General features: G+C 70.4%; 15 protein-coding genes. 6 read left to right on the top strand and 9 right to left on the bottom strand.

Features of this window, described 5'->3' with window-relative positions; translation table 11 throughout:
• The first annotated feature begins 68 nt into the window (after positions 1 to 68).
• The gene (locus TX83_RS16230) at positions 69 to 1,403 is read left to right on the top strand and encodes a PQQ-dependent sugar dehydrogenase (protein WP_222423778.1); all 1,335 of its coding nucleotides are present in this window, start codon (positions 69 to 71) and stop codon (positions 1,401 to 1,403) included.
• A 17-nt stretch (positions 1,404 to 1,420) separates the two neighbouring features.
• Here the strand turns inward: TX83_RS16230 and TX83_RS16225 are convergent, their stop codons facing one another.
• Complete coding sequence (locus TX83_RS16225; protein WP_064749012.1) at positions 1,421 to 1,999, bottom strand: hypothetical protein; 579 nt, start codon at positions 1,997 to 1,999, stop codon at positions 1,421 to 1,423.
• Positions 2,000 to 2,164: 165 nt separating this feature from the next.
• Here TX83_RS16225 and TX83_RS23410 point away from each other — a divergent pair, with 165 nt between their 5' ends.
• The 3 genes from TX83_RS23410 to TX83_RS16215 all read left to right on the top strand — a co-directional run bounded on the left by TX83_RS23410 (position 2,165) and on the right by TX83_RS16215 (position 4,032).
• The gene (locus TX83_RS23410; protein WP_186442621.1) at positions 2,165 to 2,317 is read left to right on the top strand and encodes a hypothetical protein; all 153 of its coding nucleotides are present in this window, start codon (positions 2,165 to 2,167) and stop codon (positions 2,315 to 2,317) included.
• A gap of 58 nt (positions 2,318 to 2,375) precedes the next feature.
• On the top strand, positions 2,376 to 2,882 hold the full coding sequence (locus tag TX83_RS16220; protein ID WP_064749011.1) for a hypothetical protein: 507 nt from the start codon (positions 2,376 to 2,378) through the stop codon (positions 2,880 to 2,882).
• Between the two features lie 154 nt (positions 2,883 to 3,036).
• On the top strand, positions 3,037 to 4,032 hold the full coding sequence (locus TX83_RS16215) for an LLM class flavin-dependent oxidoreductase (RefSeq protein WP_064749010.1): 996 nt from the start codon (positions 3,037 to 3,039) through the stop codon (positions 4,030 to 4,032).
• A 48-nt stretch (positions 4,033 to 4,080) separates the two neighbouring features.
• Here the strand turns inward: TX83_RS16215 and TX83_RS16210 are convergent, their stop codons facing one another.
• The 4 genes from TX83_RS16210 to TX83_RS16195 all read right to left on the bottom strand — a co-directional run bounded on the left by TX83_RS16210 (position 4,081) and on the right by TX83_RS16195 (position 6,704).
• The gene (locus tag TX83_RS16210; RefSeq protein WP_064749037.1) at positions 4,081 to 4,557 is read right to left on the bottom strand and encodes an FKBP-type peptidyl-prolyl cis-trans isomerase; all 477 of its coding nucleotides are present in this window, start codon (positions 4,555 to 4,557) and stop codon (positions 4,081 to 4,083) included.
• A 129-nt stretch (positions 4,558 to 4,686) separates the two neighbouring features.
• Complete coding sequence (locus tag TX83_RS16205; protein ID WP_064749009.1) at positions 4,687 to 5,241, bottom strand: SRPBCC family protein; 555 nt, start codon at positions 5,239 to 5,241, stop codon at positions 4,687 to 4,689.
• A 154-nt stretch (positions 5,242 to 5,395) separates the two neighbouring features.
• Positions 5,396 to 5,782, bottom strand: a complete 387-nt coding sequence (locus TX83_RS16200; protein WP_064749008.1) for an ArsR/SmtB family transcription factor — start codon at positions 5,780 to 5,782, stop codon at positions 5,396 to 5,398.
• 106 nt (positions 5,783 to 5,888) lie between these two features.
• Positions 5,889 to 6,704, bottom strand: a complete 816-nt coding sequence (locus TX83_RS16195) for a helix-turn-helix domain-containing protein (RefSeq protein ID WP_064749007.1) — start codon at positions 6,702 to 6,704, stop codon at positions 5,889 to 5,891.
• A gap of 129 nt (positions 6,705 to 6,833) precedes the next feature.
• Here TX83_RS16195 and TX83_RS16190 point away from each other — a divergent pair, with 129 nt between their 5' ends.
• Positions 6,834 to 7,238 (top strand): hypothetical protein, encoded by a 405-nt coding sequence (locus tag TX83_RS16190; RefSeq protein WP_064749006.1) that lies wholly within the window; start codon positions 6,834 to 6,836, stop codon positions 7,236 to 7,238.
• A 364-nt stretch (positions 7,239 to 7,602) separates the two neighbouring features.
• Here TX83_RS16190 and TX83_RS16185 read toward each other — a convergent pair whose 3' ends face one another.
• The 4 genes from TX83_RS16185 to TX83_RS16170 all read right to left on the bottom strand — a co-directional run bounded on the left by TX83_RS16185 (position 7,603) and on the right by TX83_RS16170 (position 10,719).
• Complete coding sequence (locus TX83_RS16185; RefSeq protein ID WP_064749005.1) at positions 7,603 to 8,082, bottom strand: GNAT family N-acetyltransferase; 480 nt, start codon at positions 8,080 to 8,082, stop codon at positions 7,603 to 7,605.
• Positions 8,083 to 8,089: 7 nt separating this feature from the next.
• Positions 8,090 to 8,605: a transcription elongation factor GreB gene (greB, locus tag TX83_RS16180; protein ID WP_064749004.1), complete on the bottom strand. Its 516-nt coding sequence runs from the start codon at positions 8,603 to 8,605 to the stop codon at positions 8,090 to 8,092.
• 7 nt (positions 8,606 to 8,612) lie between these two features.
• Complete coding sequence (locus TX83_RS16175; protein ID WP_064749003.1) at positions 8,613 to 9,122, bottom strand: copper resistance protein NlpE; 510 nt, start codon at positions 9,120 to 9,122, stop codon at positions 8,613 to 8,615.
• A gap of 61 nt (positions 9,123 to 9,183) precedes the next feature.
• The gene (locus TX83_RS16170; protein WP_064749002.1) at positions 9,184 to 10,719 is read right to left on the bottom strand and encodes a helicase HerA-like domain-containing protein; all 1,536 of its coding nucleotides are present in this window, start codon (positions 10,717 to 10,719) and stop codon (positions 9,184 to 9,186) included.
• Between the two features lie 236 nt (positions 10,720 to 10,955).
• On the opposite strand from TX83_RS16170, the gene TX83_RS16165 reads away from it, so the two are divergent.
• A complete protein-coding gene (locus TX83_RS16165) occupies positions 10,956 to 12,521 on the top strand; it encodes a transglycosylase SLT domain-containing protein (RefSeq protein WP_064749001.1) in 1,566 nt (521 codons plus the stop codon).

Below are 12,521 nucleotides of genomic sequence, written 5' to 3'. Positions count from 1 at the left end.
TAGGCGTCGCCGCGGGTTCTGGCGGAAGGCGGTGACCGCGTTCTCAGCCCGCCGGCCGCATCGCGGGCATGCTGGCGCTACGCCGCGAACGCAGGAGAATCCGCATGGTCCGACCGTTGGCGTTGTCATGCGCCGCCTTGGTCCTCAGCGCCTGCGGCGAGCGCGCGAACCTGCAGGTGGCCGACGGCACCGGCCCGCGGCCGCAACTGCCGGCGCCGAATCCGACCGCGATTCCGACCGTCAACATCGCCCCGGCGGTGGGCTGGCCGGCGGATACGGCGCCGACGCCGGCCGAAGGCCTGGCGGTGAACGCTTATGCGACCGGACTGGATCATCCGCGCTGGCTGCACGTGCTGCCCAACGGCGACGTGCTGGTCGCCGAAAGCAATGCGCCGGCGCGCAAGGCCTCGGGCTTGAAGGCTTGGGTCGCCGGGCGGGTGATGAAGCGCGCCGGCGCGGCGGTGCCGAGCGCAGACCGCATCAGCCTGCTGCGCGATGCCGACGGCGACGGCGTGGCCGAGCTGCGCACGGTGTTCCTGAAGCACCTGCACTCGCCGTTCGGCATGGCCCTGGTGGGCGAAGACTTCTATGTCGCCAATGCCGACGCGGTCTGGCGTTTCCGCTACCGCGCAGGCGCGACGCAAATCAACGAGGCCGGCACCAAGGTCACCGACCTGCCGGCCGGCATCAATCATCACTGGACCAAGAATCTGATCGCCGGCGGCGGCGGCCGCAAGCTCTACATCACCGTGGGGTCCAACAGCAACGTCGGCGAGAACGGGATGGAGATGGAGGAAGGCCGGGCCGCGATCTGGGAGCTGGACCGCGCCAGCGGCCAGAAGCGGTTGTTCGCGACCGGGCTGCGCAATCCCAACGGCCTGGCCTGGGAACCGCAGACCGGCGCGCTGTGGACCGCGGTCAACGAACGCGACGAGATCGGCAGCGACCTGGTGCCGGACTACATCACCTCGGTGCGCGACGGCGGTTTCTACGGCTGGCCTTACAGCTACTACGGCCGGCACGTCGATGTGCGGGTCCAGCCGGCGCGGCCGGACCTGGTGGCCAAGGCCGTGGTCCCGGATTATGCGCTCGGTCCGCACACCGCCTCGCTCGGCATCGCCTTCTCGCACGGCACGCGCCTGCCGCCGCGCTATGCCAACGGCCTGTTCGTCGGCCAGCACGGCTCGTGGAACCGCAAGCCCAAGAGCGGTTACAAGGTGATCTACGTGCCGTTCCGCGACGGCCGCCCGGACGGCGCGCCGCTGACGGTGCTGGAAGGTTTTCTCGACAGCAAGGAGCGCGCACGCGGCCGCCCGGTCGACGTGCGCCTGGATCGACGCGGCGATCTGCTGGTCAGCGACGACGTCGGCAACGCGGTGTGGCGGGTGACGGCGGCGCGTTGAGCGGCGCGGCGCCCGCCTCAGTCGCAACCGTCGCGGCGGCCGTCGAACAGGGTCTGGGCGATCGGAGGCCGGCGCGGCCGCAGCGGCCCGAGGCCGTCGATGCTCAGGCGCAAGCGCTCGTCTTCGACCTCCACCCGCAGTCGCTGCGCGCCGTTGCTCGCGCGGTACTCCAGCGTGGTCGCGCCGGAGGCGGCATCGGCGGCGGCCTGGCCGGAGGCGAGCGCGCGGACGAAATCGATCCGCGTATGCGTTTGCACGACCAACCCTTGCGGTGTTGCGCCGCCCGCATGCGCCGCCGGCGTGGCGCGGGTCAGGCTGGCGCGTTCGCCGTCGCGCGAGAAGGCCAACTGCAGGCGGCGATCGGGATCGTCGCCATCGGCGCGCTGGATCTGGCCGCCGAGCCAGCCCGGGCGCTCGTGATCGGGCAGCAGGCGCAACCATCGCGTGGCCTTGCCATCGGGCTCGACGCGCTGGATCCAGCAGCCGCGTACCCGGTCCAGGTCCGCGGCGGGCGATGCGGCCGGCGGCGCCGCGCCGGCGATCGAGGACAGCGCAAGCAATGCCGCAGCGGCGGCGACGGAGCGGGAATAGGGCATCGCGGCACTCGCAGGCGAACCGGACCAGTGCGTCACCTTAAGCCTGTCGTGCGAACTTGTCGCGCCCGGTCGCCGGTCCGCTCAGGCACCGCTCAGTGCGGCACTTGGTGGCCATCGCCGCGGCGCTTAAGCTCGGGCCTCGAATCGGCAACAGCGGAGCGATGCATGAGCGTGGCGGCGATCCTGGCCTTGGCGGTCGGACTGTATCTGGCCTTCAAACTGGTCGGTTTCCTGCTCAAGGCGGCGATGTGGGGCGTGGTCGCCGCGGCCTTGTACTGCCTGGCGGCGCCGTCGCTGGGCTGGCCGCTGCCGTGGTGAGCGCCCGGCCGCGCGTTGCCGCAGTTTCTCTCTCTCACCACGACCAGGACGGCAGGCCATGAACGACGCTTTCGATTCGCCGCACAGCCACGGCGCGCATGAGGCTCCGGACCCGGTTCCCGCCGCCTGGCGCGAAGACGTGCAGGACATCGGCCGGCTGGTGCGCGCGGTCTACGAATGCATTTCCGGCCCGGCCGGCGCGCCGCGGGACTGGGCCCGGTTCCGCTATCTGCAGCATCCGCGCGCTTTGTCGCTGCGCACGGTGGTCGAGGCCGACGGCTCGACCCGGGCGGCGGTATTCGATGTCGAAAGCTATATCGCCAACGTCGCGCCCCTGTTCGCCGAGCAGTCCTTCTTCGAAGTCGAAACCGACCAGCGCATCGAGCGCTTCGGCCAGGTCGCCCACGTCTGGAGCAAGTACGACGCGCGGCCGGCGCCGGATTCGCCGGTATTGCTCAAGCGCGGCGCCAACAGCATCCAGCTCTGCCACGAGCACGGCCGCTGGTGGGTGTTCTGCACGGTCTGGGACAACGAGCGCGAAGGGCTGCGGTTCGATCTGTTCTGACGCCGCCGCTCGCGCGAGGCTTTGCCGGAACGGGCGATACGGGGCGGTTCAGCGCCGAGCCGGAAACACTGCGTATCCGCGCCGGATACGCAGCGGCGCTGGAATCGGGCGCGATGGTCCCCAAATCGGAGGGATCTCTTCCGGATCGCCGCGCATGCTGCCGTATTCCGTACTCGATCTCGCCCCGGTGACCCAGGGCAGCGACACCCGCCAGGCCTTCGCCAACAGCCTGGCCCTGGCACGGCATGCCGAGGCTCTGGGCTATACGCGCTATTGGCTGGCCGAACACCACAACATGCCCGGCATCGCCAGCGCCGCGACCGCGGTGCTGATCGGCCATATCGCCGGCGGCACCTCGAGCATCCGGGTCGGCGCGGGCGGCATCATGCTGCCGAACCACGCGCCGCTGCAGGTCGCCGAGCAGTTCGGCACCCTGGCCTCGCTGTATCCGGACCGGATCGACCTCGGCCTGGGCCGCGCGCCGGGTACCGACCAGGCCACGGCGCGCGCGTTGCGCCGCTATTACGACGGCGCCGACAGTTTTCCGCAGGACGTGGCGGAGTTGCTGCATTACTTCGAGCCGGCCCAGCCCGGGCAGGCGGTGCGCGCGGTGCCGGGCGCCGGCCTGGACGTGCCGGTGTGGTTGCTGGGCTCGAGTCTGTTCAGTGCGCGCCTGGCCGCGGCGATGGGTCTGCCGTTCGCATTCGCCTCGCATTTCGCCCCGGATGCGATGGACGAGGCCTTGACTCTGTACCGGCGCGATTTCGCGCCGTCGGCGCGGTTGGCGCGACCGCATGCGATGCTGGCCTTGAACGCGGTCGCGGCCGATCGCAGCGACGAGGCGCGGCGCTTGTTCACCACTCAGCAACAGGCCTTCGTCAATCTGCGCCGCGGCCGGCCGGGGCTGATTCCGCCGCCGATCGACGATATCGAAAGCTATTGGACGCCGCTGGAAAAAGCCGGCGTAGCCCAGGCCCTGGCCTGCGCGGTGGTCGGCGATGCGGCCGAAGTCGGCGAAGGCATCGCCGACTTCGTCGCCCGCCATCGCCCGGATGAGTTGATGCTGACCGCGAACATCTACGACCACGCCGCGCGCCTGCACTCCTTCGCCTTGGCGGCGCAGGCCTGCCGGTCCCTGCGCGCGGCCTGAGCCGCGCGCAGGGCGGGTCGCGCGCTCCGGGGCGCGGCGCGCGGTGGCTCAGCGCGATTCGACGCCGAGCAGTTCGACCTCGAACACCAGCGAGGTGTCGGGCGGGATCACGCCGCCGCCGGCGCCCGCGGCGCCGTAACCCATGTCGGGCGGCACCATCAGCACGCGCTTGCCGCCGACCTTCATGCCGGCGACCCCATCGTCCCAGCCGCGGATCACCCGGCCTGCGCCGAGCAGGAATTCGAACGGCCGGCCGCGCGGCAGCGAGCTGTCGAACTGGCTGCCGTGCTTGTCGGCGGCTTTTTCGTCGTACAGCCAGCCGGTGTAGTGCACGATCACCGTCTGCCCCGGCTGCGCCGTCGCGCCGGTGCCGATGCGCTCGTCGATGGTCTGGAACTGGGCGATGCGGCCGCTGTAGACCTGGGGCGCCGCGCCTTCGCCCGCAGCCTCGGTGGCGGGGCGCTGGCAAGCGCTCAGGGCGAGCGCGGCGCAGAGCAGAGCGGCGCCGAGGCGGGCCGCGCGCAGACGGCGAAACGCCGTCGGGCGCGCGGATGAAGCGGTGGACGAAAGAGCGGAAGCTGGTACGGACACGCGCGACCTCGAAGTTCGCCGGCAAGGGCGCACAGCTTAGCCCCTGCCGGCGATATCGGTGGGTCAATCCGCCGGAATGCGGCGTTCGTACTCGGCTTCGAGGCGGGTGTGATTGCGCCAGAACCCGCCCGGTTCCTGATCGGACAGCCGCGCCAGCAACACGTCCAAATGAGCGTGCCAGCCGCTGGCGACGCTGACCATGGCGTTGCGGTCGGCGAGGCGGCGATGGGTCACGACCAATCGCACCTGATCGCCGTGCTCGTGCAGCTCGAACTCGACTTCCGACGACTCGTCGCCGGCTTCGTTCCAGGTATAGGCCAGGCGGTGCGGCGGATCGATCGCGGTGATGCGGCCGTGTTCGCTTACTTCCTGCGCGCAGTAGGCGTACTTGTCCGGCGGGGCGTCGTCGTCGCGGCTGAGTTGGCTGTGCCGGAAGCGCAGCTCGACCGCGCCGCCGGGGCGAAGGTCCATCTCGCCGCCGGCCAGCCAGCGCGCGCGCAGGTCGGCCTGGGTGAGGTAGGCCCAGACCCGGTCGATCGGGCCGGGCAGCATGCGTTCGATGCGCACCGTGTCGGTGGCGACGACCGTGCCGTAGTCCAGTGGGGTGAGCGAGTTCATCGGCGACTCCTTCGGGCCGCGGGGCGGCGTGTGGGGTGGGGCGCGCTGGCCGGTCGGCGCAGCGAGCGAAACGTGGCGTCGCCGGCGACCGCTGCGTTGCGCGGCCGCAGGGCGATGGGGGCGGATGAGCGGCGGGCGGCTAACACGGCGGCGCTCAGTCGCGGGGGCGCGGCTTGCGGCGCGACGGCGGAGCGGTGTCCGGCGCGCCTCGCCGGTCGTCTTCGTGCAGCAGCGCTTCCAGCAGGTCCAGGCGCTGGCTCCAGAAACGTTCGTAGTGGCGCAGCCATTCGTAACCGCCGTGCAGCGGCGCGGGCTGCAGGCGGCAAACGTGGATGCGGCCGCGCACCGTGCGCTCGATCAAACCGGCGCGCTCCAGCGATTTGATGTGCTTGGACGCCGCGGCCAGGGTCATGCGGAAGGGCTCGGCGAGTTCGCCCACGCTCCGCTCGCCATCGGCCAAGCGTCGCAACATCGCGCGTCGGGTCGGGTCGGCGAGGGCGTGGAACACGGCGTCGAGCTGTTCGGAGCGATAGTCAACCATGGAGTTGAATATCTGCCCGGGCCGGACGATTGTCAACCGCTTGGTTGAATATTTTCCGCCCCGCCGACCGACGGTAAGGAGGGGGCAACGGCCCGCGTCGCTGGGCTCAATGGCTGGGCGGCAGCGGTTCCAGGGTCGCGCCGAACGCGCGCATCGCCTGCGCGGTGGCGGCATCGGCGGGGAAGAAGGACTCGATCGCCAGTTCGGACAAGGTCACGTCGAGCGGCGTGCCGAACACCGTGATGGTGCTGATGAAGGCCAGTTCGCCGAAATCGCTGCGCACCCGGAACGGCACCGCCACGTGCGCCGTCGGCGACAGCATCGATTCGTCGTAATCGTCCTCGCAAGGGTAGGCGGCCAGTTCGGCATGGAGTTCGGCCAATACCGCGTCGCCGGTGCTGTCGGCCAGGTGGCGCAGCCGGTGCAGCAGATGCGCGCGCCATTCGCCGAGGTTGACGATGCGCGGCGCCAGGCCTTCCGGATGCAGGCTGACCCGCAACACGTTCGACGGCCGCGCCAACAGATGCTCGGCGACGCCGGCCAGCAGCGGCGCGACCGCGCGGTTGTGCGAGATCAGGTTCCAGTGCCGGTCCACCGCCAGCGCCGGGTGCGGCTCGTGGCCGTACAGCACCAGGTCGACCGCGGCCTGGGCCTCGCGCAGCGCCGGATCTTCGAGCCGGCGTTCGGCGTACATCGGCGCCAGCCCGGCGGCGGTCATCAGCACGTTGCGCTCGCGCAGCGGCACTTCGAGCCGGTCGGCCAGGCGCAGCAGCATCGCCCGGCTCGGCAGCGAACGGCCGGTTTCGATGAAACTGACGTGGCGGGTGGAGATCTGCGCCATTTCGGCCAGATCGAATTGAGTCAGGCGGCGACGCTGGCGCCAGTCGCGCAACAGCTCGCCCACGGGGCGGAGATCGTTCATGCGCTCACCATAGCCCGAGGCCACGGTCGGTGGCATTACCTGGCAAGTAATCGACCCGCGGCCGCCGCGGCGGTGTGATGGCTACCGAGATTCGTCCCCCTTTCACCCGCTAGCCTCCAGGAGTCGACCATGGCCATCGCCGCTCAAGCTCGTCCTTCTTCTCTGTTACGTCGTGCGCTGGTCGCCGACGCGGTTATTTCCGGCGCCGTCGGCGCCTTGCAACTCGCCGTGGCCGGACCCTTGTCCGGCTTGCTGGCCATCGAGGCGGGTTGGCTGCAGCGCAGCGGCGTGGTCTTGCTGGCCTGGACCGCCTTGCTCGGCTGGATGTTGACCCGCAAGACGGTCTCGCCGCCGATGGCGTGGACGGTGATCGGGACCAACCTGGCGTGGGTCGTGGCCTCGGTCCTGGTGCTGGTCGAAGGCGCGATCGCGCCGAACACCCTGGGCACGGCCTACGTGTTGGCGCAGGCGGCGGTGGTGGCGATCTTCGCCGAACTGCAATTCTTCGGCCTGCGCAGGCAGTCGCGTGGCTGAGGGCAGGGCTGCAAACGCCCCGTCGCATCGACGGCTCTCGCTCAGGCGAGGGCCGTCGTCGTTTTGGGCCGTCGGGTCGGGGCGGAGGGGCCGCGAGTCGCCATCGCCGTGGCCTGGACGCATTGGATTGCGCGTCCGATGAACGATCGGGCCCGATGCTCGGGTGCCGACCCGCGCCGATTCGCGCAGCCCTGGCGGGAGAACGCGATGAAACCGATTCTGGGTCTGTTCGCAGCGGCGTTGTCGATCGTCGCGCCGGCGATGGCAACCCGGACCGATCCCGGCGATATAAGGCGGCCGGGGATCGAGTCGCCGTACTTGCCGATCTGCGCCGAACGTCGATGCGGTCGCGGCGTCGACCCGATCAGGCCTGCGGCGCCCGCCACAGCATCGGTGTCGAGGGTATGCCGCCGCGCGTCTGCTCTTCCCCTTGAGCCTCGAAACCCAGGCGCAGGTACACGCCGACGGAGTGTCGCGAAGCGTTGACGGTGATCTGCGCGGGCCAGGCGTCCTTCAACAAGGGATGCGCGCGCAGGCCGGACCAGAGCCGACGCGCGATGCCGCGGCGTTGGAAGCGGTCGTCGACGAACAGGTTATACAGATGCGCCGGCAGGCGCAGCGCGGCCACGCCGACGATGCGGCCTTCGGCTTCGGCGACGAGGTAGGCATGCTCGGCGAGCAGGCGCTCGCGGGTGGCCTCGGTGTCCATCGAGGCGGCCAGCACGGCGCGGCCGTCGACATCGCAAAGTGGAAAGATCCAGTGTTGCGCCGAAGCCAGGACCAGGGCGCTGATGGCTTCGGCGTCTGCCGCCGTGGCGATTCGCAGAGGGGCCTCGTCGCTCATACGCGGCTCATTCCTCGGCGGGCGGCCGATAGGCGACCTCGACGATCGCGTAACGTTGCGGGCCGCCCGGCAGCAGCGCTTCGAATTCGTCGTCGACCCGGCGCTTGAGCATGGCCCGGGCCAGCGGCGAGTCGATGCTGATGTGGCCGAGCTTGGCGTCGGTCTCGTCCGGCCCGACCACGCGGTAGCGCGCGATCTCGCCGTCGGCGACGTTCTCGACTTCGACCCAGGCGCCGAAGAACACCGCTTGCGGGTCGCTGGGCGCGGTGTCGACCACCCGCAACAGCGGCAGGCGTTTGCTCAGGTAGCGCACCCGCCGGTCGATCTCGGCGAGCTGCTTCTTGCGATAGGTGTATTCGGCGTTTTCCGAGCGATCGCCCTCGGCCGCCGCGGCGGCCAGGGCTTTGACGACCTCGGGGCGGCGCAGCCGCCACAGTTCGTCGAGTTCGTGCTTCAGGCGCGCGTGGCCCTCCCGCGTGATCAGGGCGGTGCCGTGCTCGGCGGGAGGGCGCCAGCGACTCATCCTCTCGTCACTGCGCCGCGCCGGCGCGCTTGAGGCTGTAGTTGAGTTCCGACTCGATCTTCTTGCCTTCCTGGTCGAGCAGGCGGATCTCGTCGTTGGACACCACTTCGTACACGCGGTCCTGGTCGCTCTTGCTGTTCGGGTCCAGGCGCAGGCGCTTGCCGTCCTCTTCCGCGGCCCAGTGGCCGTCGCCCTTGAACGCGCCGTCCTTCTTGCCCTGGTAGGTCTCGTCGACGGTGTAGCTGCCGTCCGCCTTGAGGTCGATCTTGGTGTCGATGCCGCTGCAGTCGGCGCAGGGCAGGGTGCCGGAGAAGGTGCCGGCGAAGGCGGCGGCGTCGAAACCGGCCTTGGGCGCTTCGGCGACCAGCGTCGGCTCCGCGGGAGCGGCCGGCGCCGGGGCCGGAGCGGCTTCGGCGGCCTGGGGCGCTTCCGCCGCGGGAGCGGCTTCGTCGGGCTTCTTGCAGGCGCTCAGCGAGAGCGCGGCGAGGCAGGCGAGGGCGAGCAGGTGCTTGGTCACGGTCGGATCCTGATGGAGTGGATGGGACGGCGGCCGGGCGGCCGCCGCAGTGCGGGCGGCGTCAGCGCTTGCCGCCGAAAATGCCGCCGAGCAGACCGCGCAGGATCTGCCGGCCGATCTGGCTGCCGACGGTGCGCGCGGTCTGCTTGGCCATGGTTTCGACCATGCCCTGGCGGCGCTTGGTGCCGAACACCGCGTCCTTCACCGCCTGGCCGAAACCGCCTGGTTCCTGGTCGTCCTGTTCGCGGGTCTTGGCCGCCGGCGCGTCGGCCTGCGCGGTCGCGGTCTCGGCGCGCTTGGCCAGCATCTCGGCGGCCGATTCGCGGTCGATTTCCTGGTCGTACTTGGTCCCGATCGGGCTGCCGGCGCGGACCTGCTGGCGCTCGGCTTCGGTGATCGCGCCCATGCGGCAGCGCGGCGGCGCGACCAGGGTGCGCTCCACCGGCATCGGCACGCCCTTGTCCTGCAGGGTCGAGACCAGCGCCTCGCCGGTGCCGAGCTTGGAGATCGCCTCGGCCACGTTCAGCGCCGGATTGGGGACGAAGGTCTCGGCGGCGGTGCGCACCGCTTTCTGGTCGCGCGGAGTGAAGGCGCGCAACGCGTGCTGCACCCGGTTGCCGAGCTGGCCGAGGATGGCGTCGGGCACGTCGTCGGGGAACTGCGAGCAGAAGTACACGCCCACGCCCTTGGAACGGATGATCCGTACCACCTGCTCGACCCGCTGCTGCAACGCCGCCGGGGCGTCGTCGAACAGCAGGTGCGCTTCGTCGAACACGAACACCAGCTTGGGCCGGTCGAGGTCGCCGACTTCGGGCAGTTGCTCGAACAGCTCCGACAGCAGCCACAGCAGGAAGCTCGAGTACAGGCGCGGCTTGAGGATCAGCGAATCGGCGGCGAGCACGTTGATCACGCCGCGCCCGTCCTGGGTGGTGCGCATCAGGTCGGTCAGCTCCAGCGCCGGCTCGCCGAAGAAATGCGCGCCGCCCTCCTGCTCCAGGCGCAGTAGGGCGCGCTGGATCGCGCCGATCGACTGCGCGCTGACCAGGCCGTAGCTGGTCGAGATGTCCTTGCGTTCCTCGGCGACCAGGCCGAGCAGGGCGCGCAGGTCGGCCAGGTCGAGCAGCAGCAGGCCGCGGTCGTCGGCGAGCTTGAACACGATGTCGAGCACGCCGGACTGGGTGTCGTTGAGTTCCAGGATGCGCGAGATCAGGGTCGGGCCCATCTCGCTGACCGTGGTCCGCACCGGATGGCCGAGCTTGCCGAACAGGTCCCAGAACACCACCGGATTGGCCGATGGCGCGTAATCGCTGAGGCCGATCTCGTTCAGCCGCGCCTGCAGCTTGTCGTTGAGCGTGCCCGCGGCGGCCAGGCCGGCGACATCGCCTTTGACGTCGGCCAGGAACACCGGCACGCCCTGGCGCGAAAAGCCTTCGGCCAGGGTCATCAGGGTCACGGTCTTGCCGGTGCCGGTGGCGCCGGCGACCAGGCCATGGCGGTTGCCGAGCTTGGTGTGCAGGAACACCTGTCCGCTGTCCGGCGTGGTCACCGCCTTGCCGATCAGGATGTCGTTCGGGTTTGCGCCGGGGGTCGGGGCCATGTCGCGTCCGTGGTCCAGGAAATGAAGTGCGGGGATCGATTCTAGCGGCAGGGGACGACGCCGGGCGCGCCGCAGATGAACCGCGTCCCAGCGTTTGCGGCGACGCGCGCCGGACTCCGGGCGATGCGGCGACGAGCCGCCCGACCGGGCAAGCCGGCAATGTGTCGCGGTTCTTGCCCGGCCCGGACCGGCGCCGTTACCCTGGCCCCCCGCAAAAAGGACCTGCTGCACGCCTCATGCCCGCTTCCTTCCGCATTTCCGGCGCGCTGGCGCCGCTCGCCGCGGCGCTCGCGCTGTGCAGCCTGTCGCCGCAAGCCGCCGCCCTGTCCAAGCGCGATCAGGCCGCGGTCGATGCCCTGAACCAGCGCATGCAGTCGGCCGAGGCGCGCTACCAGTCGGCCCTGGTCAAGATCCGCAACGCCGATCCGGCCGGACGCCAGGACAGCGACGCGGCGCTGGAGGACATGGAGGACGTGCTCGCGGCCTGCATGAAGCAGAAGGGCTGCCAGACCAATACCCTGCTGGCGGCCTACAAGCGCCTGCTCAAGGCCAATGCCGACGCCTCCGCCAGCGTCGACGAAGACGGCGAGGACAGCGGCACGCTGGACAGCGAAGGCCTGGCCGCCGACGTGCCGGAGGCCGCGCGCGCGGCGGCGCTGCTCAGCGCCGACGGCCAGCGCTTCGTCAAGATGGTGCAGTACAACCCGGCGGTGCAGGCCGGCATCCGCCGCTGGCTGACCGACATGCGCGGCTCGCTGATGCAGAGCTACGACAACTACCAGTACATGCGCCAGATGATGTGGCCGCAGTTCGAGCGCGCCGGCCTGCCGGAGGCGCTGCTGTTCGGGATCATGGCCAAGGAATCCAACGGCAAGGTCCACGTGACTTCGCGCGCCGGCGCCGCCGGCCCGTTGCAGTTCATGTTCGCCACCGGCAAGCGCTTCGGCCTGGGCGACGACGGGTCGGGCTTCGACACCCGCTACGACCCGCGCGAGTCGTCCGCGGCCGCGGCCGAGTATCTCAACGAGCGCCTGGGCCAGCTCAACAACAGCATCGAAATGTCGTTGGCGGCCTACAACGGCGGCGAGGGCCGCGCGCTGCGCATCAACAACGCCAGCGGCGGGCGCAATTTCTGGGACGAGTCGGTCTATAACCAGTTCCCGGCCGAGACCCGCGACTACGTGCCGATGGTGATCGCGGCGGCCTGGCTGTTCCTGCACCCGCGCGAGTACGGGCTGAACTTCCACAAGGTCGACGCCAAGCCGGCGCAACTGCGCCTGAGCCGGCCGAGTTCGATCTACGAGCTGACCATCTGCCTGGGCAGCAGCGGCACCCGCGAGGGCTACATGCGCGCGCTGCGCAACCTCAACCCGCGCTACCAGGCCGATACCTACCTGTCGGCCGGCACCACTCTCAACGCGACCGCGCGCATGGTCGGCCTTTACAACCGCTGGTGCCTGCAGGGCAAGCGCGCCGACCTGGCCCGCACCCTGGTCAATAGCGACGTCGCCAGCGCCATCGTCCGCACCGGCCCGGTGACCGTGGTGCCGAGCACCGGCAACGGCGAAGACGGCACTGTGGCGGCCGCTGTGGCGCCGTCCCCGGCGGCGAGCGCCAAGCCGGCGCCGGCGAAGAAGCCGGCCAAGCCGGGCAGCTACAAGGTCCGCCGCGGCGAAACCCTGACCGACGTGGCGCAGAAGTTCCAGTGCGATACCAAGCAACTGGCCAAGGCCAACGGCATCAAGGCGCCGCGCTACCTGGTCAAGCCGGGACAGACGCTGAAGCTGAGCGGGTGCGGCTGA

Origin of the sequence: Lysobacter antibioticus HS124, from assembly GCF_000336385.2 — a bacterium.
Classification (GTDB): Bacteria; Pseudomonadota; Gammaproteobacteria; order Xanthomonadales; family Xanthomonadaceae; genus Lysobacter; species Lysobacter firmicutimachus.
This window is presented reverse-complemented; position numbering and strand designations above follow the sequence as displayed.